The sequence below is a fragment of the Bradyrhizobium sp. 4 genome (genome assembly GCF_023100905.1).
Lineage (GTDB): Bacteria > Pseudomonadota > Alphaproteobacteria > Rhizobiales > Xanthobacteraceae > Bradyrhizobium.
Window position 1 is genome coordinate 6133107 of sequence record NZ_CP064686.1, and the last position, 26737, is coordinate 6159843.

Below are 26737 nucleotides of genomic sequence, written 5' to 3' on the forward strand. Positions count from 1 at the left end.
GCCATGAACGTATTGTCTTCCGTCGACACCAAGAAAGCCGAGGCTGCCGAGATCGTGGATGAACTCTGGTACAAGGACGCCATCATCTATCAGCTTCACGTCAAGGCGTTTGCTGACAGCAATCATGACGGCATCGGCGATTTCGCAGGGCTGACCGAGAAGCTGCCTTATCTCCAGGAGCTCGGCGTCACCGCGCTGTGGCTGCTACCGTTCTATCCTTCGCCCGGCCGTGACGACGGCTACGACATCGCCGACTACGGCGCGGTCAATCCCGATTTCGGGACGATGAAGGATTTCAAGCGCTTCATCCAGGAAGCGCAGAAACGCGGGCTGCGCGTCATCACCGAGCTCGTCGTCAACCACACCTCGGACCAGCACAATTGGTTCAAGCGCGCGCGCCGCAGCCCTCCGGGCTCGAGCGCCCGCAACTGGTATGTCTGGAGCGACACCGACCAGAAATACCAGGGCACCCGCATCATCTTCACCGACACCGAGAAGTCGAACTGGACCTGGGATCACGAGGCCGGCGCGTTCTATTGGCACCGCTTCTTCTCGCACCAGCCGGATCTCAATTTCGACAATCCGCGCGTCGTCAGCGCCCTGATCCAGGTGATGAAGCGCTGGCTCGATGCCGGCGTCGACGGCTTCCGTCTTGACGCCATTCCCTATCTCTGCGAGCGCGAAGGTACCTCGAACGAGAACCTCCCCGAGACGCATGCCATCATCAAGCGGCTGCGCCACGAGCTGGATTCCTACTCCAAGGGCAAGCTGCTGCTGGCCGAAGCCAATCAATGGCCGGAGGACGTGCAGGAATATTTCGGCCGGGGCGACGAGTGCCACATGGCCTACCACTTCCCGCTGATGCCGCGCATCTACATGGCGATCGCCCAGGAGGACCGTTTCCCGATCACCGACATCCTGCGCCAGACGCCGGACATTCCGGCGAGCTGCCAATGGGCGCTGTTCCTGCGCAACCATGACGAGCTGACGCTGGAGATGGTGACCGACGTCGAGCGCGACTATCTGTGGACCACCTACGCCAACGATCCGCGCGCCCGCATCAATGTCGGCATCCGCCGGCGCCTTGCGCCGCTGATGGACAACGACCGGCGCAAGATCGAGCTGATGAACTCGCTGCTGCTGTCCTTCCCCGGCACGCCGATCATCTATTACGGCGACGAGATCGGGATGGGCGACAACATCTATCTCGGCGACCGCAACGGCGTGCGCACGCCGATGCAGTGGAGCCCGGACCGCAATGGCGGCTTCTCGCGCTGCGACCCGGCCCGCCTCTACGCGCCGCTGATCATGGATCCGGTCTACGGCTACGAATCGGTGAACGTGGAGGCGCAGTCGCGCAGCCTGTCCTCGCTGCTCAGCGCGACCAAGCGCCTGATCTCGGTGCGCAAATCGACGCTCGCCTTCGGCCGCGGCACCATGACCTTCATCCGCCCGGCCAACCGCGCCGTGCTGGCCTATGTCCGGCAGTACCGCGACGAGGTGATCCTCTGCGTCGCCAATCTGTCGCGCGCGGCCCAGGCGACCGAGCTCGATCTGTCGCCCTGGAAGGACCGCATCCCGCAGGAGATGCTCGGCCGCACGCGTTTTCCGGCGATCGGCGAACTGCCCTACATGGTCACGCTGGGGCCCTATGGCTTCTACTGGTTCCAGCTCACCGAGCGCGATAAGTCCGAGCCGGTGACGCCGCGCGCTGTGCCGGAATTCGAGACGCTGGTGGTGCCGGTGAACTCGACCTGGGTGTCGCTGGCGCGCGAGCGCGGCGTGTTCGAGCACGAGGTGCTGCCGGGATTCCTGTCGCGCACGCGCTGGTATCCGGAGCACAATCCCAAGCAGATCAAGCCGACGCTGACCTCGGCGGTGCCGTTCTGCGACATCGGCGACAACAGGCCCTGGATCGCGTTCTTCGAGGTGGCGCAGGGCGACGTCACCACGCGCTACGTGCTGCCGATGCAGATTGAATGGGTGCGCTTCGACCGCGAACGCTTCAATCCGAGGGCACTCGCCGCCGTCCGTCAGGGCGCCCGCGAAGGGACGCTGCTGGATGTGGCAACGGAGCAGATCTTCATCGGGCTGTTCCTGCGCAACCTGTCGCAGAACCTGGTGGTGGAAGAAAACAATCTGCGGCTGGAGTTCAAGGCGACCAGCCGGTTTGCCGAGTACACCATCAAGGAGCCCGAACGCATCCGCGCGATCGAGCAGTCGAACAGCACCGCGCTGGTCGACAACCAGTATGTCGCCAAGATCTATCGCCAGCTCGAAGCCGGCATCAATCCCGAGATCGAGATCGGCTCCTACCTCACCGAAATCGCCCGCTTTGCCAACACGCCGGCACTGCTCGGCAGCGTCGAGCTGGTCGAAGACGACCGTCGCAGCGCAGTCGGCGTGCTGCACGCCTATGTCGAGAACCAGGGCGACGGCTGGGGCGTCACCGCGGGCTATCTCGACCGCTATATCGACGAGCAGCGGGTGCTGCCACCGGGCGAGATGCCCCGCGAGACCCAGGAGCAGGCGCCCTATCTGCACTTCATTACGCAGATCGGCCGGCGGCTCGCCGAGTTGCATGTGGCTCTGGCCGCCGCAAAGCCAGGCGATCTCGCGCCGGAGCCGATTGGCTCCGCACAAATCAAGCGCTGGTCATCGGAGCTCAAGGCACGGGCCGAGCGGGTTTTCGAGCGGCTGGCCGCCAGCACCAACGGCCTGCGGGAGGCAGATCGGCCGCTGATCAATCAGCTCGCCGCGGACCGCGCGTCCCTGTCCGGTCGGCTCGACGCGCTTTTACCTTCCGAGATCGGCGGGTTGAACATCCGTCATCATGGCGACTTCCGCCTCGGGCAAACTCTGATCGTGAAGGACGATATCTTCATCATCGACTTCGACGGAGATCCGCGTTTGCCGCTGGCCGACAAGCGGCGCAAGCTGCCTGCGGCGCGCGACGTTGCCGGCCTGATCCGCTCGATTGATCTTTCGGTTAACGCGGCGCTCCACCGCGCGCTCACCGGTGCTTCCGACGAACAGGGCCGGCTTACGGCTGCGCTGGACGAATGGCGCGAGCGCACCACCGCGACGTTCCTCACCGCCTACCGCGAAGCCATGACCGATCGGCGACTGTGGCCGGAGGATCCGCAATCCGCGGCAGGCCTGTTAAGGTTTTTCCTGCTTGATCAAGCGTTCGAGGAAGTAGAGTACGAGCTGTCCCACCGGCCTGAAGGGCTCCATGCGCCGCTGTCCGGACTGCTTCGCATTCTGTCCAGTATCGAGAGCGAAGCCCATGCCTAAACTCCCTGCCGAAGCCTATGCAATCATCGAGGGTCGCCACTCCGATCCGTTCCACTATCTCGGGCTGCATCCCGAGGGCGATAAGAGCGTGGTGCGCGCGTTTCTTCCTGATGCCTCCAACGTCGAGGCGGTGGGCGAGCACGGCGAGGTGGCGAAGCTAGATCGCGTTCATGATTCCGGCCTGTTCATCGGGGCTCTGCCGAACGGCGCGAAGCACTACCAGCTTCGCGCGAAGTTCGGCGACAACGTCATCGAATTCGAGGACACCTATCGCTTTCCACCGATCCTGACCGATTTCGACCTCTATCTGCTCGGCGAAGGCACCCACCAGCGCCTTTACGACAAGCTCGGCGCGCATCCGATGCGGCTCGAAGGCATCGATGGCATCGGCTTCGTGGTGCTGGCGCCCAACGCCCGGCGCGTCTCCGTGGTCGGCGACTTCAACTTCTGGGACGGGCGCCGCCATCCGATGCGGGTGCGCGGCGCGGGCTATTGGGAATTGTTCATCCCGCACGCCAAGGCCGGCGATCACTACAAGTTCGAAATTATCGGACCGCATGGCCATCTGCTTCCGCTGAAGTCCGATCCGATGGCCTTTGCAAGCGAGGTGCGGCCGAAGACCGCTTCCATCGTGTTCGACGAAGCACATCTGCCGCGGCCGCGGCCGGCGCCCGACGGCATCAACGCATTGTCTGCGCCGATGTCGATCTACGAGGTCCATCTCGGCTCATGGCGGCGCAAGAACGGCAATGAATGGCTGACCTATCGCGAGCTGGCCGAGCAGCTGCCGGCCTACGCCCGCGACATGGGCTTCACCCATCTCGAATTCCTCCCCGTGAGCGAGCATCCTTTCGACGGCTCGTGGGGCTATCAGCCGACCGGGCTGTATGCGCCGACGAGCCGCTTCGGCACGCCGGAGGATTTTGCCGCGCTGGTCGATGCCTGCCACCGCGAGGGCGTCGGCGTGCTGCTCGACTGGGTGCCCGGCCACTTCCCGGACGATCCGCACGGGCTCGGCAGCTTTGACGGCACAGCGCTGTACGAGCACGCCAACCCGCTCCAGGGCCGTCATCTCGATTGGGGCACGCTGATCTACAATTACGGCCGCACCGAAGTGACGAACTTCCTGGTGTCGAACGCGCTGTTCTGGCTCGAGCGCTACGCGATCGACGGACTGCGCGTCGATGCGGTCGCGTCCATGCTCTACCTCGACTACAGCCGTCCGCCCGGCGCGTGGATTCCGAACCAGCATGGCGGCCGGGAGAACATCGAGGCGATCGCGTTCCTGCGCCGCTTCAACACCGAACTGTTCGCGCGTTTCCCGCAGGCGACCACGGCCGCCGAAGAGTCCACCGCCTGGCCGCAGGTCTCGCGTCCGGTCGAATTCGGCGGGCTCGGCTTCGGCTACAAGTGGAACATGGGCTGGATGCACGACACGCTGAACTACATCAGCAAGGACCCGATCCACCGCAAGCATCATCACGGCGACATCCTGTTCGGCCTGCACTACGCCTTCTCGGAGAACTTCGTCCTGCCGCTGTCGCATGACGAGGTGGTGCACGGCAAGCGCTCGATCCTCGGGCGCATGCCCGGCGACGAATGGCAGCGTTTCGCGAATTTGCGCGCTTATTACAGCTTCATGTTCGGCCATCCCGGCAAGAAGCTGCTGTTCATGGGCGCCGAGATCGCGCAAAGCCGCGAATGGAATCACGACCAGTCGCTCGACTGGCACTTGCTCGAGTACAAGCCCCATTCAGGCATCCAGGCGCTGATCCGCGATCTCAACCGGCTCTATCGCGCGGTGCCCGCGCTGCACCAGATGGACTGCGAGCAGGCCGGCTTCGAATGGCTGATCACCGACGATGCCAACCGCAACGTGTTCGCATGGCTGCGCAAGGGATTTGACGAGCACGCCCGGTGCATGGTGATCGTCAATTTCTCACCCAACGTCCATCGCAACTACCGGGTTCGCGCGCCGCTCGGCGGCAAGTGGAAGGAAGTGTTCAACTCGGACTCCGCCCATTACGGCGGCAGCAATGTCGGCAACATCGGCGAAGTCCACGCCGTCAATGGCGAGCTCCGCCTCACCATTCCGCCGCTCGCCGCGATCTTCCTCGTTCCGGAAAGCTGAACGATGCGCCTGACTGCTGGATCGCCCGCACGCCTCGGCGCAAGCTGGGACGGACGCGGCACCAATTTCGCGCTGTTCTCCGCCAACGCGCAGAAGGTCGAGCTGTGCCTCTTCGACATGCAGGGCCGCCGCGAGCTCGAGCGCGTCGAGCTGCCGGAGCGCACCGAGGATGTCTGGCACGGCTATCTCAATGACGTCTCGCCCGGCCAGCTCTACGGCTACCGCGTGCATGGCCCCTACGAGCCCGAGCACGGCCACCGCTTCAACGCCAACAAGCTGCTGCTCGACCCCTATGCCAAGCGGCTTTCCGGGCGGCTGGTCTGGAGCGACGCGCATTTCGCCTATCGCACCGGAAGCCCGCGCGAGGACCTGTCGTTCGACCGGCGCGACAACGCGCGCGGCATGCCGAAGGCCGTCGTCGTCGACGAGACCTTCAACTGGGGCCGCCGCGAGATCCGGCCCAACATTCCCTGGGAAGACACCATCATCTACGAGGCCCACGTCAAGGGGCTGACGCAGAAACGCGACGACGTACCGCCTAACCTGCGCGGCACTTACGGCGGGTTGTCGTCGCCGGCGATGATCGAGCATCTGAAGAAGCTCGGCGTCACCACGGTCGAGCTCCTGCCGGTCCACGCCTTCATCGACGACCGCATCCTGGTGGAGAAGAAGCTCGCCAATTACTGGGGCTACAACACCTTGTCCTTCTTCGCGCCCGAGGCGCGTTATGCCCAGGACAACGCCCTCGATTCCTTTCGCACCACGGTCGCGCGCCTGCACGATGCCGGCATCGAGGTGATGCTCGACGTCGTCTACAACCACACCGCCGAGGGCAATCACCTCGGCCCGACGCTGTGCTACCGTGGCATCGACAACGCGTCTTATTACTGGCTGAACCGCGAGAACCCGCGCTATTACGACGACTTCACCGGCTGCGGCTCGTCGGTGAACCTCACCCATCCGCGCGTGCTGCAGATGGTGATGGATTCCCTGCGCTACTGGGTCGAGGTCTGCCACGTCGACGGCTTCCGTTTCGACCTCGCCACCACGCTGGCGCGCGGGCCGAACGGCTATGATCGCGGCAGCTCGTTCCTGACCGCGATCCGCCAGGACCCGGTGCTGGCGAGCGTCAAGCTCGTCGCCGAACCCTGGGACCTCGGCCTCGGCGGCTATCAGGTCGGCGCATTTCCCTCGCAATGGTCGGAGTGGAACGACCGTTACCGCAGCGCCATGCGCCGCTACTGGAGCGGCGAAGGCAGCCTGATCGGCGACATCTCCAGCCGCATGACGGCGTCCTCCGACCTGTTCAACCATGATGGACGGCGGCCGCGCGCCAGCGTCAACCACATCACCGTGCACGACGGTTTCACCCTCGCCGATCTCTTCAGCTACAACGAGAAGCACAACGAGGCCAATGGCGAGGACAATCGCGACGGCTCCAACGACAACCACAGCAACAATTGCGGTGTCGAGGGCCCGACCGACGATCCCCAAATCGTCAGCTTGCGCCGGCAGCTTCGCAAGAACGTGCTGGCTTGCCTCATGCTGGCGCAAGGCATTCCGCTGATCCTCGCAGGCGACGAGGTCGGGAATTCGCAATCAGGCAACAACAACGCCTATTGCCAGGACAACGAGGTTGGCTGGGTCGGCTGGGACAATCTCGGCAAGGACGGCGACGACATGGTGGATTTCGTCGCCGAGCTCGCCGATATCCGCCGTCGGTTCTCGCAGCTTCGCAGCCATCGCTGGCTCGACGGCCGCCCCAAGGACGGCATCTCCTACGGCGCGCTGTGGCTGACGCCGGCCGGCGACGAAATGACGGAAAGCGACTGGAAATTCCCGGAAGGGCGGTTCCTCTCCTATGTGATGGGGCCGATGGAACCCGGCAGCGCCGCGATCTTTATCGTACTCAACGCAGCCCCCGAAGAGATCGCATTCAAATTGCCAAAAATGACCGAATACAAGAGGTGGCAGCAAATCCTGAACACGACCGACGCCAAGCTGAACACGGTCGACTTCCAGCCCGGAAGCGACAGCAAGGCGCCGCCGCGCTCCGTGCTCGCTTTCGCGGGGGCGCTATGAGGCCATCCTTCGGGGCGAGGCCGACGAAGGACGGCGTGTCGTTCCGGCTGTGGGCGCCTGCGGCGCGCCGTGTCGATCTCCTGCTCGACAGACGACACGCGATGCAGCGCCGGCAGGATGGCTGGTATGTCGCCGAGATTGCCAATCTGCCCGTCGGCAGCAACTACAAATTCAGGATCGACGACGAGATCGACGTGCCCGATCCGGCGTCTGCATTCCAGCCCGACGACGTGTTCGGCCCGAGCGAGGTGATCGATCATGACGCCTTCGCCTGGCACGCATCCGATTGGCGCGGCCGTCCCTGGGAGGAGACGGTGCTGATCGAGACGCATGTCGGCACCTTCACCGCGGAAGGCACCTATCGCGCCATGATCGACAAGCTCGATCATCTCGTCGCGACCGGCATCACCGCGGTCGAGCTGATGCCGCTGGCCGACTTCGCCGGTCGCCGCGGCTGGGGTTATGATGGCGTGCTGTGGTACGCGCCCGACAGCGCCTATGGTCATCCCGATGATTTGAAGAGGCTGATCGACGAAGCCCATCTGCGCGGGCTGATGATGTTCCTCGACGTCGTCTATAATCATTTCGGGCCCGAGGGAAATTACCTCGGCCGCTACGCGCCGACCTTCTTCACCGACGCGCATACGCCATGGGGCAGTGCGATCGATTATCGCGTGCCGCAGGTTCGCGCTTTTGCCGTCGAGAACGCGCTGTCGTGGCTCAGCGACTATCGCTTCGACGGCCTGAGGCTGGATGCCGCCAACCACATCATGGCGATCCCCGGCGAGCAATCGATGCTGCAGGACCTCAGCGTCGCCGCGGGCGAGCTTGCCAAGGCGACGGGGCGGCACATCCATCTCGTGCTGGAGAACGGCGACAACCGCGCGAGCCTGCTCGACGCGGCGCAGGAGCCACCGAACGGCAAATATCGCGCCCAGTGGAACGACGACTACCACCACGTCTGGCACGTGATGCTGACGGGAGAGCTCGCCGGCTATTACGCGGACTATCAAACGCCGCGGCTCGATCTCGCACGCGCGCTCGCCTCCGGCTTCATCTATCAGGGCGAGATCTCGGAATTCTGGGGCAAGCAGCCGCGCGGCGAGAAAAGCGACGAGCTGCCGCCGGCAACCTTCGTCAACTTCCTGCAAAACCACGACCAGATCGGCAACCGGCCGCTCGGTGACCGGCTCGAAAGCCTGGCATCGCCCAAGCAGATCGAAGCAGCACTCGCGGTGACCCTGCTGGCGCCGATGGTGCCGATGCTGTTTCAGGGCGAGGAGTGGGGCTCCACCGTGCCCTTCCCGTTCTTCTGCGACTTCCAGGGCGGACTGGCTGATGCCGTCCGCAAGGGGCGCAAGCAGGAGTATGCCTGGGCCTATGAGACGTACGGCGACGAGGTGCCCGACCCGCTCGATCCGGCAACGCTGCAATCGGCCGTGATCGACTGGACAGGCCACACGCCGGAGCAGGATGCACGTCTCGCGCTGGTGCGGGAGCTGCTCGCACTTCGCCACAAAGAGATCGCGCCACGACTGAAAGGTGCGCGCTTCGGTGATGCCGCCGTGGCCGATAGCGGCCTGCTCACCGCGCATTGGCACATGGGGGATGGCACGACGTTGCGCCTCGTCGCCAATCTCTCCGACAAGGACGCCGCATATTCCGGCGGTGTGGGCACCCTGATCTGGGGCGGCGCGACCGGCGACCGGCTTGCGCCCTGGTCGGTGGTCTGGCGCCTCGGAGCTTGACATGCCTTCAGCCGTTCCTCTCGCAACCTACCGGCTTCAGCTCACCGCGGATTTCGACTTCGACAAGGCCGCCGCGGTCGTGCCCTATCTGAAGGCGCTGGGAATCACGCATCTCTACACCTCGCCGGTGATGAAGGCCCGCAAGGGCTCGACGCACGGCTATGACACCGTCGACCACAGCCAGTTCAATCCGGAGCTCGGCGGCGAGGCCGGCTTCGCCCGGCTGAGCGAGGCGCTGACGCGACACGACCTCGGCCTCATCATCGATTTCGTACCGAACCATGTCGGCGTCCACTTTGCCGACAATCCCTGGTGGCTGGACGTGCTGGAATGGGGCCAGGCCTCGCCGCACGCCGTCTCCTTCGATATCGACTGGGATCAACTGGCTTTCCGCGCCCGTGGCGGCGTGCTGCTGCCGATCCTCGGAGCGTCCTATGGCGAAGCGCTCGAGAGTGGCGATATCGAGCTGCGCTACGATGCCAATGAAGGTAGTTTCTCCGCCTGGTATTTCGAGCATCGATTGCCGATCGCGCCGGAGCGTTATGGCGAGATGCTGCGGATGATCGTGAAGGAAGCCGACGCCGCCGAGTCCGAGGCCGGCAAGCGCATGCTGTCGCTCGCGGCGCGCTACACGGGACTGCGCCGTCCCAACCGCAAGGAAGCGCCCGGCTTCAAGGCGGAGCTCAGGGAGATCGCAGGCAGCGCCGACATCATCGCGCGCGGCCTCGGCGCGTATCGCGCCGCCAAGGACCGCCCCGCGCAGACGCTGGCGCTGCATCATTTGCTGGAGCGCCAGCACTACAAGCTCGGGCACTGGCGGCTTGCCTCCAGCGACATCAACTATCGCCGCTTCTTCGACGTCAACGGGCTCGCCGGCATGCGCGTCGAGGATCCCGGCACGTTCGCCGCCACGCACCGGCTGGTGAAGCAACTCATTGCCGAACGCAAACTGCAAGGCATCCGGCTTGATCATATCGACGGGCTGCGCGATCCCGCGCAATATTGCCAGCGGCTGCGCCGGCTGGTGCGTGACGCGCAGGGCACCACAAAACCGTTCTATACGGTGATCGAGAAGATCCTGTGCGAGCACGAGCGCCTGCCGCATTTCGCCGGCGTCCAGGGCACCACCGGCTATGAGTGGATGAATGCCATCACTCACGTTCTGGTCGACGCCAAGGGGCTGGAGGCCCTCGACGAGATCTGGCGGCAGATCAGCAACCGGCCGCCACGGCTGGCGCCTTACGTCAAGGACGCCAAAAGGCGCGTGCTGGAGACGCTGCTGACCAGCGAATTCACCGTTCTGACGCGCCTGCTTGCGCGCATCGCCAACGGGCACTATTCGACCCGCGACTTTTCCGCCGACAGCCTGCGGCAGGCGCTCGAGCTCTATGTGCTGCATTTCCCGGTGTACCGCACCTATTTGACGACAGGCGCGCCGACGGCGAACGATCGCAAGCTGATCGACGACACCATCGAGCAAGCGCGCCGGGAATGGTTCGCCGCAGACGAAGGCATTTTCGACTTCCTGCGCGACGCGCTCACCATGGATCTGCTCAAGCCCGGCCGTCCTCCGCACAGTGCCCCGAGGGTGCGCCGCTTTGCGCTGAAGGTGCAGCAATTCACCGGCCCGATGATGGCGAAGTCGCTGGAGGACACTGCCTTCTATCAATTCCACCGGCTACTCGCCCTGAACGAAGTCGGCGGCGATCCCGCGAGCAAGGGCCTCACCATTTCCGCTTTCCACGACACCATGCAGGCTCGCGCCAGGGAATGGCCGCAAGGGATGACGGCGACCGCCACGCACGACACCAAACGTGGCGAGGACGCCCGGGCGCGGGTCGCCGCCTTAAGTGAAATTCCCGGCGAATGGACCAGCGCGGTCGCGCGCTGGAAAGTCCTCAACGCACCGCACATCGCGCTCGACGGTAATCTGCGCGCTCCGTCGGCCACGTTCGAATACATGCTCTACCAGACGCTGCTCGGCGCCTGGCCGCTTGTGGAGACGGCCGATGCCGGTTTCGTCGCGCGTATCCAGGCCTATGCGCTCAAGGCCGCGCGCGAGGGCAAGGAGGAGACGAGCTGGCTCAACCCGCACGAGGCCTATGAGAACGGCGTCAAGAGCTTCATCGCGAAGATCCTCGATCCCGCGCTGTCAGGCGAATTCCTCGAGGCGCTGCAAACCTTGGCTCGCCGCGTCGCGCTGCTCGGCGCGCTGAATGCGCTGAGCCAGCTCACGCTCAAGGCGACGCTGCCGGGCGTGCCCGACTTCTACCAAGGCACCGAATTCTGGGACCTGTCGCTGGTCGATCCCGACAACCGGCGTCCGGTGGATTTCTCCGCGCGACACGCGGCGCTGGGCACGCTGGACAATCCGGACTGGAATCACCTGATCAAGAGCTGGCCGGACGGCCAGCTCAAGCTGGCCTGGACGCGGCACCTGCTCAAGCTGCGCAGCGAGCTGCCCGACGTCTTCGCGCGAGGTGACTACCAGCCGCTTCAGGTGCGGGGCGCACATGCCGAGCATGTCGTGGCCTTTGCCCGCCGCCACGGCCGCGCTGCAGTGATCGTCGCGGTCGGGCGCCACTTCGCACCTTTCACGCAAGCCGGACGCGAATGGCCGGCGCTCGATGGGGCCGACGCCACCATCGACGTCACGGGCTACAACGTGCCGGGTTTAGCCGGCAACGATCTGCCGCTCGCGCAGGCGCTTCGCGGTTTTCCCGCTTCTGTGATCCCGGCGCGCCCCGCGGGTGCGACGAAGCCGGTCCGGCAGCGCGCCCGCGCTTGAACGCTAACTTTTCGCGTCTTTGCCCAACAGCAGCTGGCCACGTTTGCGGATCGTGGCCTGCGCCATCTCAGCAAAGCGCTGCAATAGCCAGGGCAGCACGACCTGCACCTTGACATGATCGTCGGCGACGTCGACCTGCCCCGTCGCGATCTGCCCGAGCGCGCGGATGCGGAAATTCATGCTGTCGCCGCTCCAGCGCTCCTCCTCGACCTGCATCACGGGAATGCTTGCCGCAGCACGGCCGAGCCCAGTCTTGAGCCGGCGCACCGCCTCCTCGCGGCCGAGGCGGTGGGGAATGGAGACGACAAGCGGTGCTGACATGGCTCTGCCCGGTTAGTGATTGAACCTCACATAGTCATGCCCGCCGGTACCACAAAGGTTCCATGCAAGTTGCGCGTGCACCCGGTGTTTCATTGGCGGAACTTTAGAACCTGCGGCAAGTTGCCCTCGCACCACGGGACAGGTTGCAAACGACCCTTCAACGAAGGGCTGGAGGAGATTTCCGCATGTCTATCGGTACGATCATTCTGATCATTTTGGTCATCGCGCTGCTCGGCGGCTTCAGCGGCATCGGCGGCGGCCCGTTCTACGGCACCGGCTATTACGGCGGCGGCGGCCTCGGGCTAGTCATCGTGATCTTGCTGATCCTGTTACTGCTGGGACGGATCTAGCGACCGAGCGAATATCTAGTAGGGTGGGCAAAGGCGCAACGCGCCGTGCCCACCTTTTTGCTCGGCCGAGGAGAGGATGGTGGGCACGCTTCGCTTTGCCCACCCTACTTCGTTTTCCCGGCGAGCTTCTTGATCGCGGCCTTGATCGACGCGGCGGCATCGTCATAACCATCCCACGCCTTCGACCGCGGCAGCAGCCCCGGCACGCTGCGCAGCGTGTAGCGCTTCGGATCGAGATCGGTCTTCACCTGCGCCCAGGTGAGCGGCATCGACACGGTGGCGCCGGCGCGCGCACGCGGCGACAGAGGGGCCACCGCCGTCGACATGCGGTCGTTGCGCAAATAGTCCAGGAAGATCTTTCCCTCTCGCAACTTCTTCGACATGTTGAGCAGGTAGCGCTCGGGAGCGTCGTCCGCCATCCACTGGCAGACGCCTTGTGCGAAGGCCTTGGCCTCCTTCCAGCTCACCTGATCGCCCGCGCCATGACGCAGCGGTACCACGACGTGCAGGCCCTTGCCGCCGGTGGTCTTGCAGAAGCTTTCCATGCCGATGTCGGTCAGCCGCTGCCGCATCTCCTTGGCGGCCTCGACGACCTCGGCGAAGACGACGTCGGGCGCCGGGTCGAGATCGAACACCAGCCGGCCCGGGATATCGTAGGCGTAGGGCGCGCAGTTCCAGGGATGCAGCTCGACGCCACCAATCTGTGCTACGGCCGCGAGCCCCTCGACCCGATCGATCTGCAGGTAAGGCTTGCGGTCGCCGGAGACCCGCGCGAGCTCAAGAAGGTTCGAGGTGCCCTGCATGGCGTGGCGCTGGAAGAAGCATTCGCCCTTGATGCCGTCCGGGGCGCGGATCAGCGAGCACGGCCGGCCCTTGAGGTGCAGGATCATCCATTCGCCGACGGCTTCGAGATAGCGCGCGAGATCCAGCTTGGTGACCGGATCGCCATTGCCGTCGTCCGGCCAGAGCTGCTTGTCCGGCTTGGAGATGACGACTCCCATCACTTCGGCACTGCCGCCAGCCTGGGCCGTTCGTGCGCCAGTCTTCGCTTGCGCGCGCGGCTTGGCGCGCCGCTTCGTCGAAGGCTCGGCAAGCTCCGTATCCACCGGTGTCTCCGCCTCGACCTCCTCCGCCGGTTTGTCCTGCCGCAGCCCCTTGAAGGCGGCTTGGCGGATATTGCCGTCGGCGGTGAAGCCGGCGAACTCGATCTCCGCCACGAGCTCCGGCTTCAGCCAGTGCACCTCGCGCGCTTTCTTCGGTGCGTTCTTGCCGCCGAACGGGCTTTGCTTCGCCTCCATGGCCTTGAGGGACGGCATGATGCGCTTGACCTTGTCGGCGCCGAAGCCGGTGCCGACCATGCCGACGAAGGCGAGATGATCGCCACGGTGCACGCCCGCCATCAGCGAGCGGAATTTGCCGTTGGTGGTCTTGTAGCCGCCGATCACGACCTCATGGCCGGCGCGGCATTTGGCCTTGGTCCAGCTTTCCGTCCGCCCCGAACGATAAGGCGCGTCGAGCTTCTTCGACACCACGCCCTCAAGCTCGAGCTTGCAGGCCGATTGCAGCACGGCGTCGCCGCCGCTTTCGAAATGCTCGACATAGCGAATCTGGCTCGATTTCTTCTTACGTGCCTCCAGGAGCTCCTTAAGGCGGTCCTTGCGCTCCCCGAGCGGTAGCCGCCGCAAATCGAGGCCTTCGACGAACAGGAGGTCGAAGGCGAAGAAGATGAGCTCGTCGGTCTTGCCGTCCGACAGCGCGGCCTGGAGTGACGAAAAATTGGGTGCTCCGTTGTGATCGAGCGCGACGATCTCGCCGTCGATCATCATATCCGGCAACGCGCCCGCCTCCTTCGCGATGCTTGCGAATTTTTCGGTCCAGTCGAGGCCTTTGCGCGTCTTCAACGTCGCCTTGCCGCCCTCGACCCGCAGCTGCACGCGGTAGCCGTCGAACTTGATCTCGTGGCACCAGCCGTCGCCACCCGGCGGGCGCTCGACCGAGGTGCAGAGCTGCGGCGCGACGAAGTCCGGCATCTCCGCCGCCTTCTTCGCGGTCGTGGCGGTCGTGGCTTTCTTCTTTGCCGTTTTGCCGGTTTTCAACGCCGCGCGGGGCGTCGGCTTGACCGTGCGCTCTTTCGCCTCGTCCGCCCGGTTGGACTGCCAGACCGCGTCGGCCTTGGCCTTGGTGCCCTTCGCCAGCATGAACGGTTTTGGCGCGCGCCCCTTGCCTCCGGCGATCTGCTCCATCGGACGGCCGGAGGCGACCGATTTGTCCTCCTCGAGAATGTCGTTGTCTGCGCCCTCGCGAACATGTTCGTCGCGATGCTTGATCAGGAGCCAATTGGTCCGTTTGCCGCCGGTACGGTCGTTGCGCATGCGCACCAAGACCCAGCTGCCGTGTAGCTTCTCGCCATGCAGGGTGAACTTCAGATCGCCCTTCTTGAAACCGCGTTCGGGATCTTCGGATTCCCAAGTGCCGCGGTCCCACAGCATGACCGTGCCGCCGCCGTACTGGCCCTCCGGAATCGTGCCCTCGAAATCACCATAGTCGAGCGGATGGTCTTCGACCTCGACGGCCAGCCGCTTGTCGTGCGGATCGAGCGAGGGCCCTTTCGTCACCGCCCAGGACTTGAAGACGCCGTCGAACTCAAGCCGCAGATCGTAGTGCAGCCGCGTGGCGTCGTGCTTCTGGATCACGAAGCGCCGCTGCTTCGATGGCGCCACCGCGGTTTTGCCCGACGGCTCCGGCGTCTTCTCGAAATCACGTTTCTGTCGATACTTGGAGAGCTTTTGCAGCACGACTGGTCCCGGATTCTCTTTCGGCGTGGAAGCCTATCACGGCCCGCATCCCACCCGGAACCAAAACCCCGCGGGACGGTTGGGGTTCCAAAATGACTCGCAGACGCTGGAGAACGGAATGGCACCGCGCGCCTATTGGAAGGGAACGTTGAAGCTCTCGCTGGTCAGTTGCCCCGTCGTGCTTTATCCGGCGACCACCGCGGCCGAGAAGACGCGGTTTCACATGATCAACCGCGAGACCGGCAACCGGTTGAAGCAGCAGATGATCGACGCCGAGACCGGCGACGTCGTCGAGAGCGACCAGAAGGGACGCGGCTACGAGCTGCGTAAGGGCAAATATGTCGAGATCGAGCCGGAGGAGCTCGAAGCCGTCCAGATCGAGAGCAACCACACCATCGACATCGAGAGTTTCGTGCCGAGCGACGAGATCGACCAGCGCTATCTCAACCATCCCTACTATATCGCGCCCGACGGCAAGGCCGCGGTCGATGCTTTCGCCGTGATCCGCGACGCCATGAAGGACCAGGATCGCGTCGCGCTCGCCAAGATCGTACTCACCAATCGCGAGCACATCATCGCGATCGAGCCGCTCGGCAAGGGCCTGCTCGGCACCACGCTGCGCTTCCCTTACGAACTGCGCGACGAGGACCAGTTCTTCGACGACATCAAGAGCCCGAAGATCACCAAGGACATGGTTGAGCTCGCCGGCCATATCCTCCAGACCAAGGCCTCCCATTTCGATCCCAGCAAGTTCAAGGACGACTACGAGAACGCGCTGAAGGCGCTGGTGAAGCGCAAGGCCAGCGGCAAAAAGATCGAGCTGCCGGAGCCCCAGGAGCGGCCGAGCAATGTCGTCAGCCTGATGGATGCGCTGAAGCAGAGCTTGAAGGGACGCGGCGGGAAGAAGACGGCGGCGAAGTCCCATGCGCGCCGGGCATCGGGGCGAACGCGGGCCGCGAAGAAGACGCATCGGTCGACGGCGCGGCAGAGGAAGGCGGGTTGACTTAATCCGTCATTGCGAGCGCAGCGAAGCAATCCAGCATCTTTCCGCGGGGGCAGTCTGGATTGCTTCGCTGCGCTCGCAATGACGATGCTGATGCAGGCTTGCGCCGACCGTCATGCCCGGGCTTGTCCAGGGCATCCACGTTCTCGGTCCCCTGGGTCAAGACGTGGATGGCCGGGACAAGCCCGGTCATGACGGATCGTTGCACGTGGGCAGCCCTAATCCCCTGCCCTTAACCGGTACCCGATCCCCGTCTCCGTCAGCACATATTGCGGCCGCTCCGGATCGGCTTCGATCTTCTGCCGGAGCTGGCGGACATAGACGCGCAGATATTGGGCATCCGTCAGTTCGTCCCAGAGCTCCCTCAGCAGGAAGCGGTGAGTGAGCACCTTGCCGGCGTGCTGCACCAACACACGCAGGAGGTCATATTCCTTCGGCGACAGTTTGACATCGCGCTCTCCGACCCTGACGATCCGGCGCACCAGATCGACCGAAAGATCGCCGGCACGAAACACCGGCCGTTCGCCCTGAATCTGAAGCTGGTGCCGCAGCGCGGCGCGCAGGCGCGCCAGCAGCTCGTCCATGCCGAACGGCTTTGTCAGGTAATCGTCGGCCCCGAGATCGAGCGCCTCCACCTTGCCGGCCTCATCGCCACGGCTCGACAACACCACGATCGGCACAGCTTCATTGCGGGCGCGGATGGTACGTAACAGCTCATGGCCCTGGATATCGGGCAGGCCGAGATCGAGGATGATCAGCGCGGGATCCTCGCTGAGCTTCTCCAGCGCGGTCTTGCCGTTCGACGCCTCCAGGATCTCATAGCCTTGCGTCGAGAGCCCCATCCGCAGCAATTTGCGGATCGGCGGCTCGTCGTCGATGACAAGCACTTTGATCGGGGCTGCGCTCATGCGGCGGTATCCAATGCGTGGGTCCGGGCTGGAATGGACAGACGAATCGTCAGAACCGCCCCGCTCCGGTCGCCGCGATTCGCGGCCGAGATCGTGCCACGCATCGCCTCGACGAAGCCGCGGGAGATGGCGAGCCCGAGCCCGGTGCCGGGACGGACATGGTCGCCCTTCTGCGCGCGATAAAACTTGTCGAACACGCTCTCGAGCTCCTCGGACGGAATGCCGTCACCCTCGTCGGCGATCTGGAGCACCACATGATCGCTGTCGCGCCGGCTGCGGATCGAGACCGTGGCGTGGGGCGGCGAATATTTGGCGGCGTTGTCGAGCAGGTTGAACAGCACCTGCTCGAACAGCACCGCATCGAGCTGGAGCATGGGAAGATCTGCGGCCAACTCCAGCTCCACCTTGTGGGCGGTGAGGATCTTGGCTGCACGCCGGAGCGCACTGCCGACGATCTCTCCGAGATCGTGCAACGCAGCGTTGGGCACGATGGCGCCGGATTCGAGCTTGGTCATGTCGAGCAGATTGGCAATGAAGCGGTTGAGCCGTTCGGATTCGTCGATGACCGTCGCCAGCAGGTCGCGCTTCTCGGTGTCGGAGAGCGCGCTGGCAAGATCGCGCATAGTCGAGGCCGCACCCAGCACGGATGCGAGCGGCGTCTTCAGGTCGTGTGAAATCGAGGTCAGCAATGCGGAACGCAGCCGCTCGGATTCGACGGAGCGCTTGACGCGATCGACGTCCTCGACCAGCAGCACGCGCTCGATCGCCAGCGCGCCTTGGTCGACCAGCGCGTCCAGCAGCCGGCGCTGGTCCGGCGTCAGCAAGGGACCGGTGCGGTCGTCGTCGATGCCGATGACGCCGATCGGGCCGCGCCCGGTGCGCATCGGCAGGAACAGCCGCTTTGCGCCGGGCAGCGTGTCCGAGCCGCGGCCTGCAGGGCGGTCGTTGCTCCTGGCCCAGTTGGCGGCGGCAAGGTCGGCCTGATCGAGATCGTCCTCGGGGGGATAGCCCGACTTCACCGTGAGCAGACCTTCGTCCGGCAATAGCAGCACCACGCGGACTTTCAGCATCAGCGCGATCTGGTAGGCGGTCGCCCACAGCACGTCGTCGAGCGTACCGGTGCCGGCGAGCTTGCGGCTGAAAGCATAGAGCTGCTCCGTGGTCCGGATGCGGCCGATCGCAGCATCAGCCTGGGTGCGGACCCGCCCCGCCACGTTCGACACCACGAACGCTATCAGCATGAAGAAAAAGAACGCCGCGACATTGGTCGGATCGGTGATGGTGAAGGTATAGACCGGCGGCAGAAAGAAGAAATTGTAGGCGAGCGACGCCGCGACGCTCGCAAGCAGCGACGGCCATAATCCGTAGCGCACGGCAACCGTCACCACGGCGGTCAGAAACATCAGGTCGACGTTCTCAATGCCGAAATAAGGCTTGATGGCCACGGCGGCGGCGAGGCCAAGCGCGGTGATCCCGAGTGCCTTCAGATAGGGCCGCGCATCGAACGGATCCGATCGCGTTGCGGTCTGCACCGCCGTCTTCGGCGCCGGCTCGCTCGTGAGCTCGTCGCCTGGGATGACATGCACGCTGATATTGCCGGCGCGGCGCACCAGATCGTGCACGACGGAGCCGCGCGTCATCTCGAACCAGAGCGAGCGCGTCGACTTTCCGATCACGATCTGGGTGACGTTGTTGCCCTGCGCGAAGTTGACCACGTCGTCGGCGAGGCGGCGGCCGACGCCCGGGATCGTCAGCGCCTCGCCGCCGAGCGACTCCGCGAGCCGCAGCGTATCGGCCAGCCGGTCGCGCTCCTCATCGGACATTTGCAGGGACCGCCGCGTCTCGATCGACACCGCGATAAACGGCGCGTGCAGCCGATCGGCCAGCCGCTTGGTGTAACGCACGAGGCTGGCCGCGCGCGGATCTTCGCTGACGCAGACGAGGATGCGCTCGCCTGCGGCCCAGGGACCGGCGATCGCGTTCGCCTGCATGTGGGTGAGCAGCTGCTCGTCGACCCGTTCGGCCGTGCGCCGCAGCGCGAGTTCGCGCAACGCAGTCAGGTTACCCGGCGAGAAATAATGCTCCAGCGCCCGCTCGGCCTGCCTGGGGACATAGACCTTGCCTTCCTTCAGGCGCTGGATCAGGTCGTCGGGCGTGAGGTCGATCAGCTCGATGGCGTCTGCGCGGTCGAACACCGAATCCGGCACGGTCTCCCGCACCCGCACATGGGTGATCTGCGCGACAACGTCGTTCAGGCTCTCGATGTGCTGGATATTGACGGCGGTGTAGACGTCGATGCCGTGGGACAGCAGCTCCTCGACATCGAGATAGCGTTTCGGATGACGGCAAAGAGGAGCATTGGTGTGGGCGAGCTCGTCGACCAGCGCGATTTTCGGCCGGCGCGCGATCACGGCGTCGAGGTCCATTTCCTCGACAATCTGGCCGCGGTAGTCGAGCTTCTTGCGCGGGATCACTTCCAGCCCGCGCGCCAGCGCCTCGGTCTCGGCGCGGCCATGGGTCTCGACGAAGCCGACCACGACGTCGATGCCGGCCTTGCGCTTGGCGTGGGCGCTTTGCAGCATCTCGTAGGTCTTGCCGACGCCGGGAGCGGCGCCGACGAAGATTTTCAGCTTGCCGCTCACGCCCTCCTCCCGGCGCGCGGCCTCCAGCAGCGCCTCGGGCGAAGGACGTTGTTCGGGATCGCGGCGCTCTCGGACCATCAGATCAATATAATCATCCGCGCGGACCTAGCCTAGACTACTTCGTGGCACGATCGAGCGCGAGATTCAGAGTCAGCACGTTGATCCGGGGCTCGCCGATCAGGCCGAGCAGGCAGCCCTGGGTGTTGGAAGCCACCAGTTGCTTGACCTGATCCTCCGGCACGTTTCGCGCCTTCGCGACGCGCGGCACCTGGAATTGCGCCGCTTCCGGCGAGATATCCGGATCGAGGCCACTGGCTGAGGTCGTCACGAGGTCGACCGGCACGGCGGCATTCGGATTCTCGCCCCTGAGCTTGTCCACGTCTTCCTTCAGCCGGTCGGCCAGCGCCTTGCTGGTCGGGCCGAGATTTGAGCCACCCGAATTCGCGGCGTTGTAGGGCGCCGGTACCGTCTTGGTCGAATCGTTCGGATCCGGCGCCACCGTCGCCGAGGGACGGCCGTGGAAATATTTGTCGTCCTTGAACTCCTGCCCGATCAGGGCGGAGCCGACCACCTTGCCGTCCTTCTCGATCAAGCTGCCCTGCGCCTGCGCGGGGAAGATCGCACCGGCAATAGCGGTCATCGCGAGCGGGTAGGCCAGGCCGGTGATGGCGGTGAGCACCAGCAGCAGGACGATGGCGGGGCGGATTTCTCTGAGCATGCGTTTCTCCTATTTCTTTCGTCGTGGCGAGGAGCGAAGCGACGAAGCAATCCAGTCTCTCAGCCGCGGCAAGAATTCTGGATTGCTTCGCTTCGCTCGCAATGACGGGGTTAAGCCAGGTGCAAGGCAACGACGACGAGGTCGATCGCCTTGATGCCGATGAAGGGAATGACGATACCGCCGAGGCCGTAGATCAGCAGGTTGCGCCGGAGCAGTGCGCCGGCCCCGACCGCGCGATAGGCGACGCCCTTCAGCGCCAGCGGGACCAGTGCGATGATAACAAGTGCGTTGAAGATGATCGCCGACAGGATGGCGCTCTGCGGGCTCGACAGGTTCATGACATTGAGCACGTTGAGCTGGGGGTAGAACGCCAGGAACATCGCCGGGATGATCGCGAAATACTTCGCGACGTCGTTGGCGATCGAGAACGTGGTCAGCGCGCCGCGCGTCATCAAGAGCTGCTTGCCGATCTCGACCACCTCGATCAGCTTGGTCGGGTTGGAATCGAGATCGACCATGTTGCCGGCCTCGCGGGCCGCCTGCGTGCCGGTGTTCATGGCGACACCGACGTCTGCCTGTGCGAGCGCCGGCGCGTCGTTGGTGCCGTCGCCGCACATCGCCACCAGCTTACCTTTGGCCTGCTCGTCGCGGATCAGCTTGAGCTTGTCCTCGGGAGTTGCCTGCGCCAGGAAGTCGTCGACGCCGGCCTCCGCTGCAATCGCGGCGGCCGTCATGGGATTGTCGCCGGTGATCATGACGGTGCGGATGCCCATGCGCCGCAGCTCGGCAAAGCGCTCGCGGATGCCGCCCTTGACGATGTCCTTGAGCTGGATGACGCCGAGCAGCCTACCGTCCCTGGCGACCGCCAGCGGCGTGCCGCCGGCCTTCGATATCTCGTCGGCAATGGTCTGGATCTCGCGGCCGATGTCCGAGAGCCCGGCGAGCTGGATGGAACGAGCCGTGTTGCCAGAGGCAACCACCAGCGGTGCACCGCCACCGACATAGTTGAGCATCGCATCGACCGCGCCCTTGCGCACCGACGAGCCGCCGGCGTCGACACCGCTCATGCGGGTCTGCGCCGTGAAGGGGATGAAGGTGGCTCCCAACTCGGCCATCTCGCGGCCACGGATGCCGTATTTTTCCTTGGCCAGCACCACGATCGAACGGCCCTCCGGGGTCTCGTCGGCGAGCGATGCGAGCTGGGCGGCGTCCGCGAGCTCCTGATCGGTGACGCCACGCACCGGGCGGAAAGAGGTCGCCTGGCGGTTGCCGAGCGTGATCGTTCCGGTCTTGTCGAGCAGCAGCGTGTCGACGTCTCCGGCGGCCTCGACCGCACGGCCGGACATCGCCAGCACGTTGAAGCGGACCAGACGGTCCATGCCGGCGATGCCGATCGCCGACAGCAGTGCGCCAATCGTGGTCGGGATCAACGTCACGAACAGGGCGACCAGCACGACCACCGAGATCGAGCCGCCGGCATAGGCCGCGTAGCTCGGGATGGTGACGGTGGCGAACACGAAGATGATGGTGAGACCGGCCAGCAGGATGTTGAGCGCGATCTCGTTCGGGGTCTTCGCCCGTTCCGCGCCCTCGACCAGCTTGATCATGCGGTCGATGAAGGTCGAGCCCTGCGCTGCCGTGATCCGCACGCGGATCCAGTCGGACAGCACCTGGGTGCCGCCGGTCACCGCCGAACGGTCGCCGCCGGATTCGCGGATCACGGGTGCGGACTCGCCGGTGATGGCGGCCTCGTTGACGGACGCAACGCCCTCGATCACCTCGCCATCGGAGGGAATAGTATCGCCGGCCTCGACCAGCACGATGTCGCCGACCTTGAGGCTGGTGCCCGGCACGAGATTGAAGGCCAGGCCGGCGCCGGTCAGCAGCTTTGCCTGGCTCTCGGTGCGGGTCTTGCGCAGCGATTCCGCCTGCGCCTTGCCGCGGCCTTCGGCCACCGCTTCGGCGAAGTTGGCAAACAGCACCGTGAACCAGAGCCAAACGATGATCTGGAAGGTGAAGCCGAGATTCTCGCCGGCGGTGAGGAGATCGCGGAGGAAGATCACCGTGGTGAGCGCGGCCACGATCTCGACCACGAACATCACCGGATTCTTGATCATCAAGCGTGGATCGAGCTTGGTGAAGGACGCGCGGATCGCAGGTACGACGATCTTGGGATCGAGCATCGCCGAGACGGACGCGCGTTTTTGCAGTTTCATGGTATCCATGGAGGTCACTCCAAACAATCAGAAGGCGGTCGATCAGAACACTAGTCGTTCAGAACACTTGTTGTTCAAAACACTTGGCCGGCGTTCATCGCGAGATGCTCGACGATGGGGCCGAGGGCGAGGGCCGGGAAGAAGGTGAGGCCGCCGATGATCAGGATCACGCCGACGACGAGGCCGACGAACAGCCCGCCCGTGGTCGGGAGGGTGCCCGCGGACGGCGGGATCGATTTCTTGGCGGCCAGCGAACCCGCAATCGCCATCGCCGGGATGATCATGAAGAAGCGGCCGACGAACATCGCGCTTGCGAGCGTGAGGTTGTAGAAGAAGGTGTTGCCGGTGAGGCCCGCGAAGGCCGAGCCGTTGTTGCCGGTCGCCGAGGTGAAGGCATAGAGCACCTCGGTGAAGCCATGCGGCCCGGCATTCGCCATCGAGGCGACCGCCGCCGGATAGACCACGCCGACCGCGGTCCATCCCAGATACATCAGCGGCAGCACCAGGATCGCGAGCATCGCCATCTTCACTTCGCGCGCCTCGATCTTCTTGCCGACATACTCCGGCGTGCGGCCGACCATCAGGCCGGCCACGAAGATCGCGAGCACGACGAACAGCAGCATGCCATAGAGGCCGGCGCCGACGCCGCCGACGATGATTTCGCCGAGCTGCATATTGATCAGGGGAATCATGCCGCCGAGCGCCGTGAAGCTGTCATGCATGGCGTTGATCGCGCCGCAGGAGGCGGCCGTCGTGATCACGGCGAACAGGGAGGACGCGACGATGCCGAAGCGAACCTCCTTGCCTTCCATGTTGCCGCCGGTCAGGCCGAGCGCGTGCAGGGTCGAAGTACCGTTGGCCTCCGCCCAATAGGTGATGGCGACACCGGCGACGAACAGCACGCCCATCACGGACAGGATCGCCCAGCCCTGGCGCTGGCTGCCGACCATGCGGCCGAACACGTTGGTCAGCGCCGCACCCAGCACGAAGATCGATAGCATCTGAATGAAGTTGGACAGCGCGGTTGGATTTTCGAACGGATGCGCCGCATTGGCGTTGAAGAAGCCGCCGCCATTGGTGCCGAGCATCTTGATCGCGACCTGGGAGGCGACCGGGCCGACCGCAATGGTTTGCTTGGCACCCTCGAGCGTGGTGGCCTCGACATAGTCACCGAGCGTCTGCGGTATGCCTTGCGAGACCAGGAACAGCGTATAGACGATACAGATTGGCAACAGCACATAGAGCGTGCAGCGGGTGACGTCGACCCAGAAATTTCCGACGGTGCGTGCCGACGCACGCGAGAAGCCGCGGATCAGGGCGACCGCGAGTGCGATACCGGTCGCCGCCGACAGGAAGTTCTGGTGCGTCAAGCCGAGCATCTGCACGAGATAGGAGATCGTGCTCTCGCCGCCGTAGTTCTGCCAGTTGGTGTTGGTGATGAAGGAGATCGCCGTATTGAAGGAGAGATCCGCGGCGACCGCGCCTTGGCCGGCCGGATTGAACGGCAGTACGGCCTGCAACCGCATCACGCCGTAGATGATGAGGAAGCCGCCGACATGGAACAACAGCATGGCGACCGTATAGGTCAGCCAATGCTGCTCGCGCTTCTCGTCGACGCCGGAGAACCAGTAGATGCCGGCCTCGATGGGACGCAGCACCGGCGAGAGGAAGGTCCGCTCGCCGTTGAACACGCGCGTCATGTACCAGCCGAGCGGTTTTGTGAGCGCGACGATAATGACGCAAAAGAGAATGATCTGGAGCCAACCGATCACAGTCATGACATCAACCCTTCAGGCTTCGTGAGCACGGTCAGAACCGCTCGGGCCGCAGCAGCGCGTAAGTGAGGTAGAACAGGAGGCCGAGCGAAACGGCGCCGGCGAGCGAATAATCGAAGATCATGGTCCGCTCCCTCACAGCCGTTCGCAGGCATAGGTGTAGCCGATCGCAAGGGCGAAGAAGCCGAAGCCCAGCGCCAGCATCAGAATGTCCATCATGGAGATACTCCTCGTTGCGCCCTTGATTTGGGCGCAACCGTTTCTCGGGAGATCCGGTCGGCGCGTGAAAGGAAATTCCAGTGCATTTCCACGGCGCCCACCGGGACCTTTTGACCGGGCTGAAGTGCCACCGCGGGCATAGGTTTTCGAGACGAGGGCCGTGGCGAAGTTATAGGAATCTCATAAAAGGCCGGGGCTGACGGCGTGGTCGGACAACGCTCGCGAGGCACATGACATCGTCGTCCCGGCGACGGCGGAGAATGGCGCGCCACCGCCCCCATCCCGCACTTATGAAATCCCTATATCTCCCGCCCCGCCCCCATCTCGTTTTCAAATGCCGTTTTGGCCATCTTGGAGAGGCCGGCCGACTGACCGACGCCAATTCCAGGAGGCCTGACATGACCGCCGCTCTCCGGCACTACGATCCGCCCTCACTCAGCGAGCGCCTGCGCCACGCGCACACGATGACGCGACCGCTGATGCTCGAGATCATCGATCACGCCTGCCGGCACTTCCCTTCGCTCGGGCAGAGCGAGCGCACTGCGCGCGTCACGCGCCTGATCGAAGCAGAAGCTTGGGCCGATGCCGCGCTGGCACTGATGGAGCTGTAGCTGCCGCTGTGGCAAGTCCGCCGCATCGCCTACGACGAGGGTGAATGGCACTGCGCTCTCTCGCGCGAGCGCGAGTTGCCGGACTGGCTCGACGCCGCGGTCGAGGCGCGCCACGCCGATCTCGCGCTCGCGCTGCTGTCGGCTTTCATAGAGGTCGAGGCATTGGCCCTGGAAGTTTCGCGTCCGAGCGTTCCCACTATTCGTCCCGCGCCTGACCCGCTCTACGAGCCGGTCGGCTGTGAAAATTTCGGCTAGTGGGCGCGGTCCTGACGCTCGTCATCACACTCGTGGCGCGCGGGCTCGGAGCATAAACCGTCACGCCCATCGACCGCGAATTGACCATGGCTGCCTGCGGGGCGAGCAACCTGCTCCGCAGCGCGGTCGCGACGCCCGGCTGACGGCACGTCTCCCGCACCAAAAACACTCGGCCGATCTGGCGCAGTTTCACGGAACCGTGTAGATCGGTTTCATGAGCATCAGCAACGTCAACGTCGTCGCCCATCCCCTGGTCCAGCACAAGCTCTCCCTGATGCGGGAGAAGGACCGCTCGACCAAGAGCTTTCGCGAGATCCTGAACGAGATCGGGATGCTGCTCGGCTACGAGGTGACGCGCGACCTGCCGCTGGAGCTGGTCGATATCGAGACGCCGATTGCGCCGATGCGGGCGCCCAAGATCGCCGGCAAGAAGCTCACGCTGGCGCCGATCCTGCGCGCCGGCGTCGGCTTCCTCGACGGCATGCTGGCGCTGATGCCGTCGGCGCGCATCGCCCATATCGGGCTCTACCGCGATCCTGAGACATTGCAGGCCGTGGAATATTACTTCAAGGCGCCGCAGGACCTCTCGGACCGCACCGTGATCCTGATGGATCCGATGCTGGCGACCGGCAACTCGGCTTGCGCCGGCGCCTCGCTGCTGAAGGCGCGCGGCGCCCGCGACATCCGCTTCGTCTGCCTTCTGGCCGCGCCTGAAGGGATCGCGCAGTTCCAGAGCGAGCATCCGGACGTGCCGGTCTGGACCGCCGCGATCGACGAGCGGCTCAACGACCACGGCTACATCGTGCCGGGGCTGGGCGACGCCGGCGACCGGATGTTCGGCACCAAGTAGACAGGTTCGCGCGGTCGGGTTAGTCCGG

General features: G+C 64.6%; 16 protein-coding genes and 1 pseudogene. 9 read left to right on the forward strand and 8 right to left on the reverse strand.

Going from position 1 to position 26737, the window contains the following annotated elements:
* The first annotated feature begins 3 nt into the window (after window positions 1–3).
* From treS to treY, 5 genes are read left to right on the forward strand one after another with little or no spacing between them, the layout of a single operon-like run.
* Complete coding sequence (gene treS, locus IVB45_RS29285) at window positions 4–3297, forward strand: maltose alpha-D-glucosyltransferase (RefSeq protein WP_247358449.1); 3294 nt, start codon at window positions 4–6, stop codon at window positions 3295–3297.
* Entirely contained in the window at window positions 3290–5428 is a 2139-nt protein-coding gene (glgB, locus tag IVB45_RS29290) for a 1,4-alpha-glucan branching protein GlgB (RefSeq protein ID WP_247358447.1), read from the forward strand. The genes treS and glgB overlap by 8 nt, the downstream gene beginning before the upstream one ends.
* A 3-nt stretch (window positions 5429–5431) precedes the next feature.
* A complete protein-coding gene (gene glgX, locus IVB45_RS29295) occupies window positions 5432–7510 on the forward strand; it encodes a glycogen debranching protein GlgX (RefSeq protein ID WP_247358446.1) in 2079 nt (692 codons plus the stop codon).
* Window positions 7507–9258, forward strand: a complete 1752-nt coding sequence (gene treZ / locus IVB45_RS29300) for a malto-oligosyltrehalose trehalohydrolase (protein ID WP_247358443.1) — start codon at window positions 7507–7509, stop codon at window positions 9256–9258. Before glgX ends, treZ begins: the two co-directional genes overlap by 4 nt.
* 1 nt (window position 9259) lies before the next feature.
* Entirely contained in the window at window positions 9260–12046 is a 2787-nt protein-coding gene (gene treY / locus IVB45_RS29305; protein ID WP_247358442.1) for a malto-oligosyltrehalose synthase, read from the forward strand.
* Between the two features lie 3 nt (window positions 12047–12049).
* Here treY and IVB45_RS29310 read toward each other — a convergent pair whose 3' ends face one another.
* The gene (locus IVB45_RS29310) at window positions 12050–12367 is read right to left on the reverse strand and encodes a polyhydroxyalkanoic acid system family protein (protein WP_219681182.1); all 318 of its coding nucleotides are present in this window, start codon (window positions 12365–12367) and stop codon (window positions 12050–12052) included.
* 185 nt (window positions 12368–12552) lie between these two features.
* Here IVB45_RS29310 and IVB45_RS29315 point away from each other — a divergent pair, with 185 nt between their 5' ends.
* A complete protein-coding gene (locus tag IVB45_RS29315) occupies window positions 12553–12717 on the forward strand; it encodes a DUF3309 family protein (protein ID WP_007595743.1) in 165 nt (54 codons plus the stop codon).
* Between the two features lie 104 nt (window positions 12718–12821).
* Here the strand turns inward: IVB45_RS29315 and ligD are convergent, their stop codons facing one another.
* Window positions 12822–15512 (reverse strand): DNA ligase D, encoded by a 2691-nt coding sequence (gene ligD / locus IVB45_RS29320; protein ID WP_247287831.1) that lies wholly within the window; start codon window positions 15510–15512, stop codon window positions 12822–12824.
* A 118-nt stretch (window positions 15513–15630) separates the two neighbouring features.
* Between ligD and IVB45_RS29325 the strand changes: the two genes are divergently transcribed.
* Window positions 15631–16515, forward strand: coding sequence for a Ku protein (locus IVB45_RS29325; protein ID WP_247287830.1), 885 nt, complete (start codon window positions 15631–15633; stop codon window positions 16513–16515).
* Between the two features lie 218 nt (window positions 16516–16733).
* Here the strand turns inward: IVB45_RS29325 and IVB45_RS29330 are convergent, their stop codons facing one another.
* The 6 genes from IVB45_RS29330 to IVB45_RS29355 all read right to left on the reverse strand — a co-directional run bounded on the left by IVB45_RS29330 (window position 16734) and on the right by IVB45_RS29355 (window position 24898).
* Window positions 16734–17423, reverse strand: coding sequence for a response regulator transcription factor (locus tag IVB45_RS29330; protein WP_247287829.1), 690 nt, complete (start codon window positions 17421–17423; stop codon window positions 16734–16736).
* Window positions 17420–20143, reverse strand: coding sequence for a sensor histidine kinase KdpD (locus IVB45_RS29335; protein ID WP_247358440.1), 2724 nt, complete (start codon window positions 20141–20143; stop codon window positions 17420–17422). Before IVB45_RS29335 ends, IVB45_RS29330 begins: the two co-directional genes overlap by 4 nt.
* A 37-nt stretch (window positions 20144–20180) precedes the next feature.
* The gene (locus IVB45_RS29340) at window positions 20181–20783 is read right to left on the reverse strand and encodes a K(+)-transporting ATPase subunit C (protein WP_027570550.1); all 603 of its coding nucleotides are present in this window, start codon (window positions 20781–20783) and stop codon (window positions 20181–20183) included.
* Between the two features lie 110 nt (window positions 20784–20893).
* Window positions 20894–23008: a potassium-transporting ATPase subunit KdpB gene (gene kdpB / locus IVB45_RS29345; protein WP_247358438.1), complete on the reverse strand. Its 2115-nt coding sequence runs from the start codon at window positions 23006–23008 to the stop codon at window positions 20894–20896.
* A 65-nt stretch (window positions 23009–23073) separates the two neighbouring features.
* The gene (kdpA, locus tag IVB45_RS29350) at window positions 23074–24777 is read right to left on the reverse strand and encodes a potassium-transporting ATPase subunit KdpA (RefSeq protein WP_247358436.1); all 1704 of its coding nucleotides are present in this window, start codon (window positions 24775–24777) and stop codon (window positions 23074–23076) included.
* Between the two features lie 31 nt (window positions 24778–24808).
* Entirely contained in the window at window positions 24809–24898 is a 90-nt protein-coding gene (locus IVB45_RS29355) for a K(+)-transporting ATPase subunit F (RefSeq protein ID WP_018454042.1), read from the reverse strand.
* 493 nt (window positions 24899–25391) lie between these two features.
* On the opposite strand from IVB45_RS29355, the pseudogene IVB45_RS29360 reads away from it, so the two are divergent.
* Together IVB45_RS29360 and upp are read left to right on the forward strand one after the other, a co-directional pair.
* A pseudogene (locus tag IVB45_RS29360) lies at window positions 25392–25859 on the forward strand (hypothetical protein).
* A 214-nt stretch (window positions 25860–26073) separates the two neighbouring features.
* Window positions 26074–26709 carry a uracil phosphoribosyltransferase gene (gene upp, locus IVB45_RS29365; protein WP_247358434.1) on the forward strand — a complete coding sequence of 212 codons (636 nt, stop codon included), beginning with the start codon at window positions 26074–26076 and terminating at the stop codon, window positions 26707–26709.
* Window positions 26710–26737 lie beyond the last annotated feature (28 nt).

Bases quoted from the DNA above. Each gene is read 5' to 3' on its own strand.
- IVB45_RS29310 (WP_219681182.1), bottom strand. From the start codon at position 12,367: ATGTCAGCACCGCTTGTCGTCTCCATTCCCCACCGCCTCGGCCGCGAG.
- IVB45_RS29335 (WP_247358440.1), bottom strand. From the start codon at position 20,143: ATGGTCCGAGAGCGCCGCGATCCCGAACAACGTCCTTCGCCCGAGGCG.
- upp (WP_247358434.1), top strand. From the start codon at position 26,074: ATGAGCATCAGCAACGTCAACGTCGTCGCCCATCCCCTGGTCCAGCAC.
- IVB45_RS29315 (WP_007595743.1), top strand. From the start codon at position 12,553: ATGTCTATCGGTACGATCATTCTGATCATTTTGGTCATCGCGCTGCTC.
- treZ (WP_247358443.1), top strand. From the start codon at position 7,507: ATGAGGCCATCCTTCGGGGCGAGGCCGACGAAGGACGGCGTGTCGTTC.
- IVB45_RS29325 (WP_247287830.1), top strand. From the start codon at position 15,631: ATGGCACCGCGCGCCTATTGGAAGGGAACGTTGAAGCTCTCGCTGGTC.
- glgX (WP_247358446.1), top strand. From the start codon at position 5,432: ATGCGCCTGACTGCTGGATCGCCCGCACGCCTCGGCGCAAGCTGGGAC.
- treS (WP_247358449.1), top strand. From the start codon at position 4: ATGAACGTATTGTCTTCCGTCGACACCAAGAAAGCCGAGGCTGCCGAG.
- IVB45_RS29340 (WP_027570550.1), bottom strand. From the start codon at position 20,783: ATGCTCAGAGAAATCCGCCCCGCCATCGTCCTGCTGCTGGTGCTCACC.
- IVB45_RS29330 (WP_247287829.1), bottom strand. From the start codon at position 17,423: ATGAGCGCAGCCCCGATCAAAGTGCTTGTCATCGACGACGAGCCGCCG.
- IVB45_RS29355 (WP_018454042.1), bottom strand. From the start codon at position 24,898: ATGATCTTCGATTATTCGCTCGCCGGCGCCGTTTCGCTCGGCCTCCTG.
- kdpA (WP_247358436.1), bottom strand. From the start codon at position 24,777: ATGACTGTGATCGGTTGGCTCCAGATCATTCTCTTTTGCGTCATTATC.
- glgB (WP_247358447.1), top strand. From the start codon at position 3,290: ATGCCTAAACTCCCTGCCGAAGCCTATGCAATCATCGAGGGTCGCCAC.
- treY (WP_247358442.1), top strand. From the start codon at position 9,260: ATGCCTTCAGCCGTTCCTCTCGCAACCTACCGGCTTCAGCTCACCGCG.
- kdpB (WP_247358438.1), bottom strand. From the start codon at position 23,008: ATGGATACCATGAAACTGCAAAAACGCGCGTCCGTCTCGGCGATGCTC.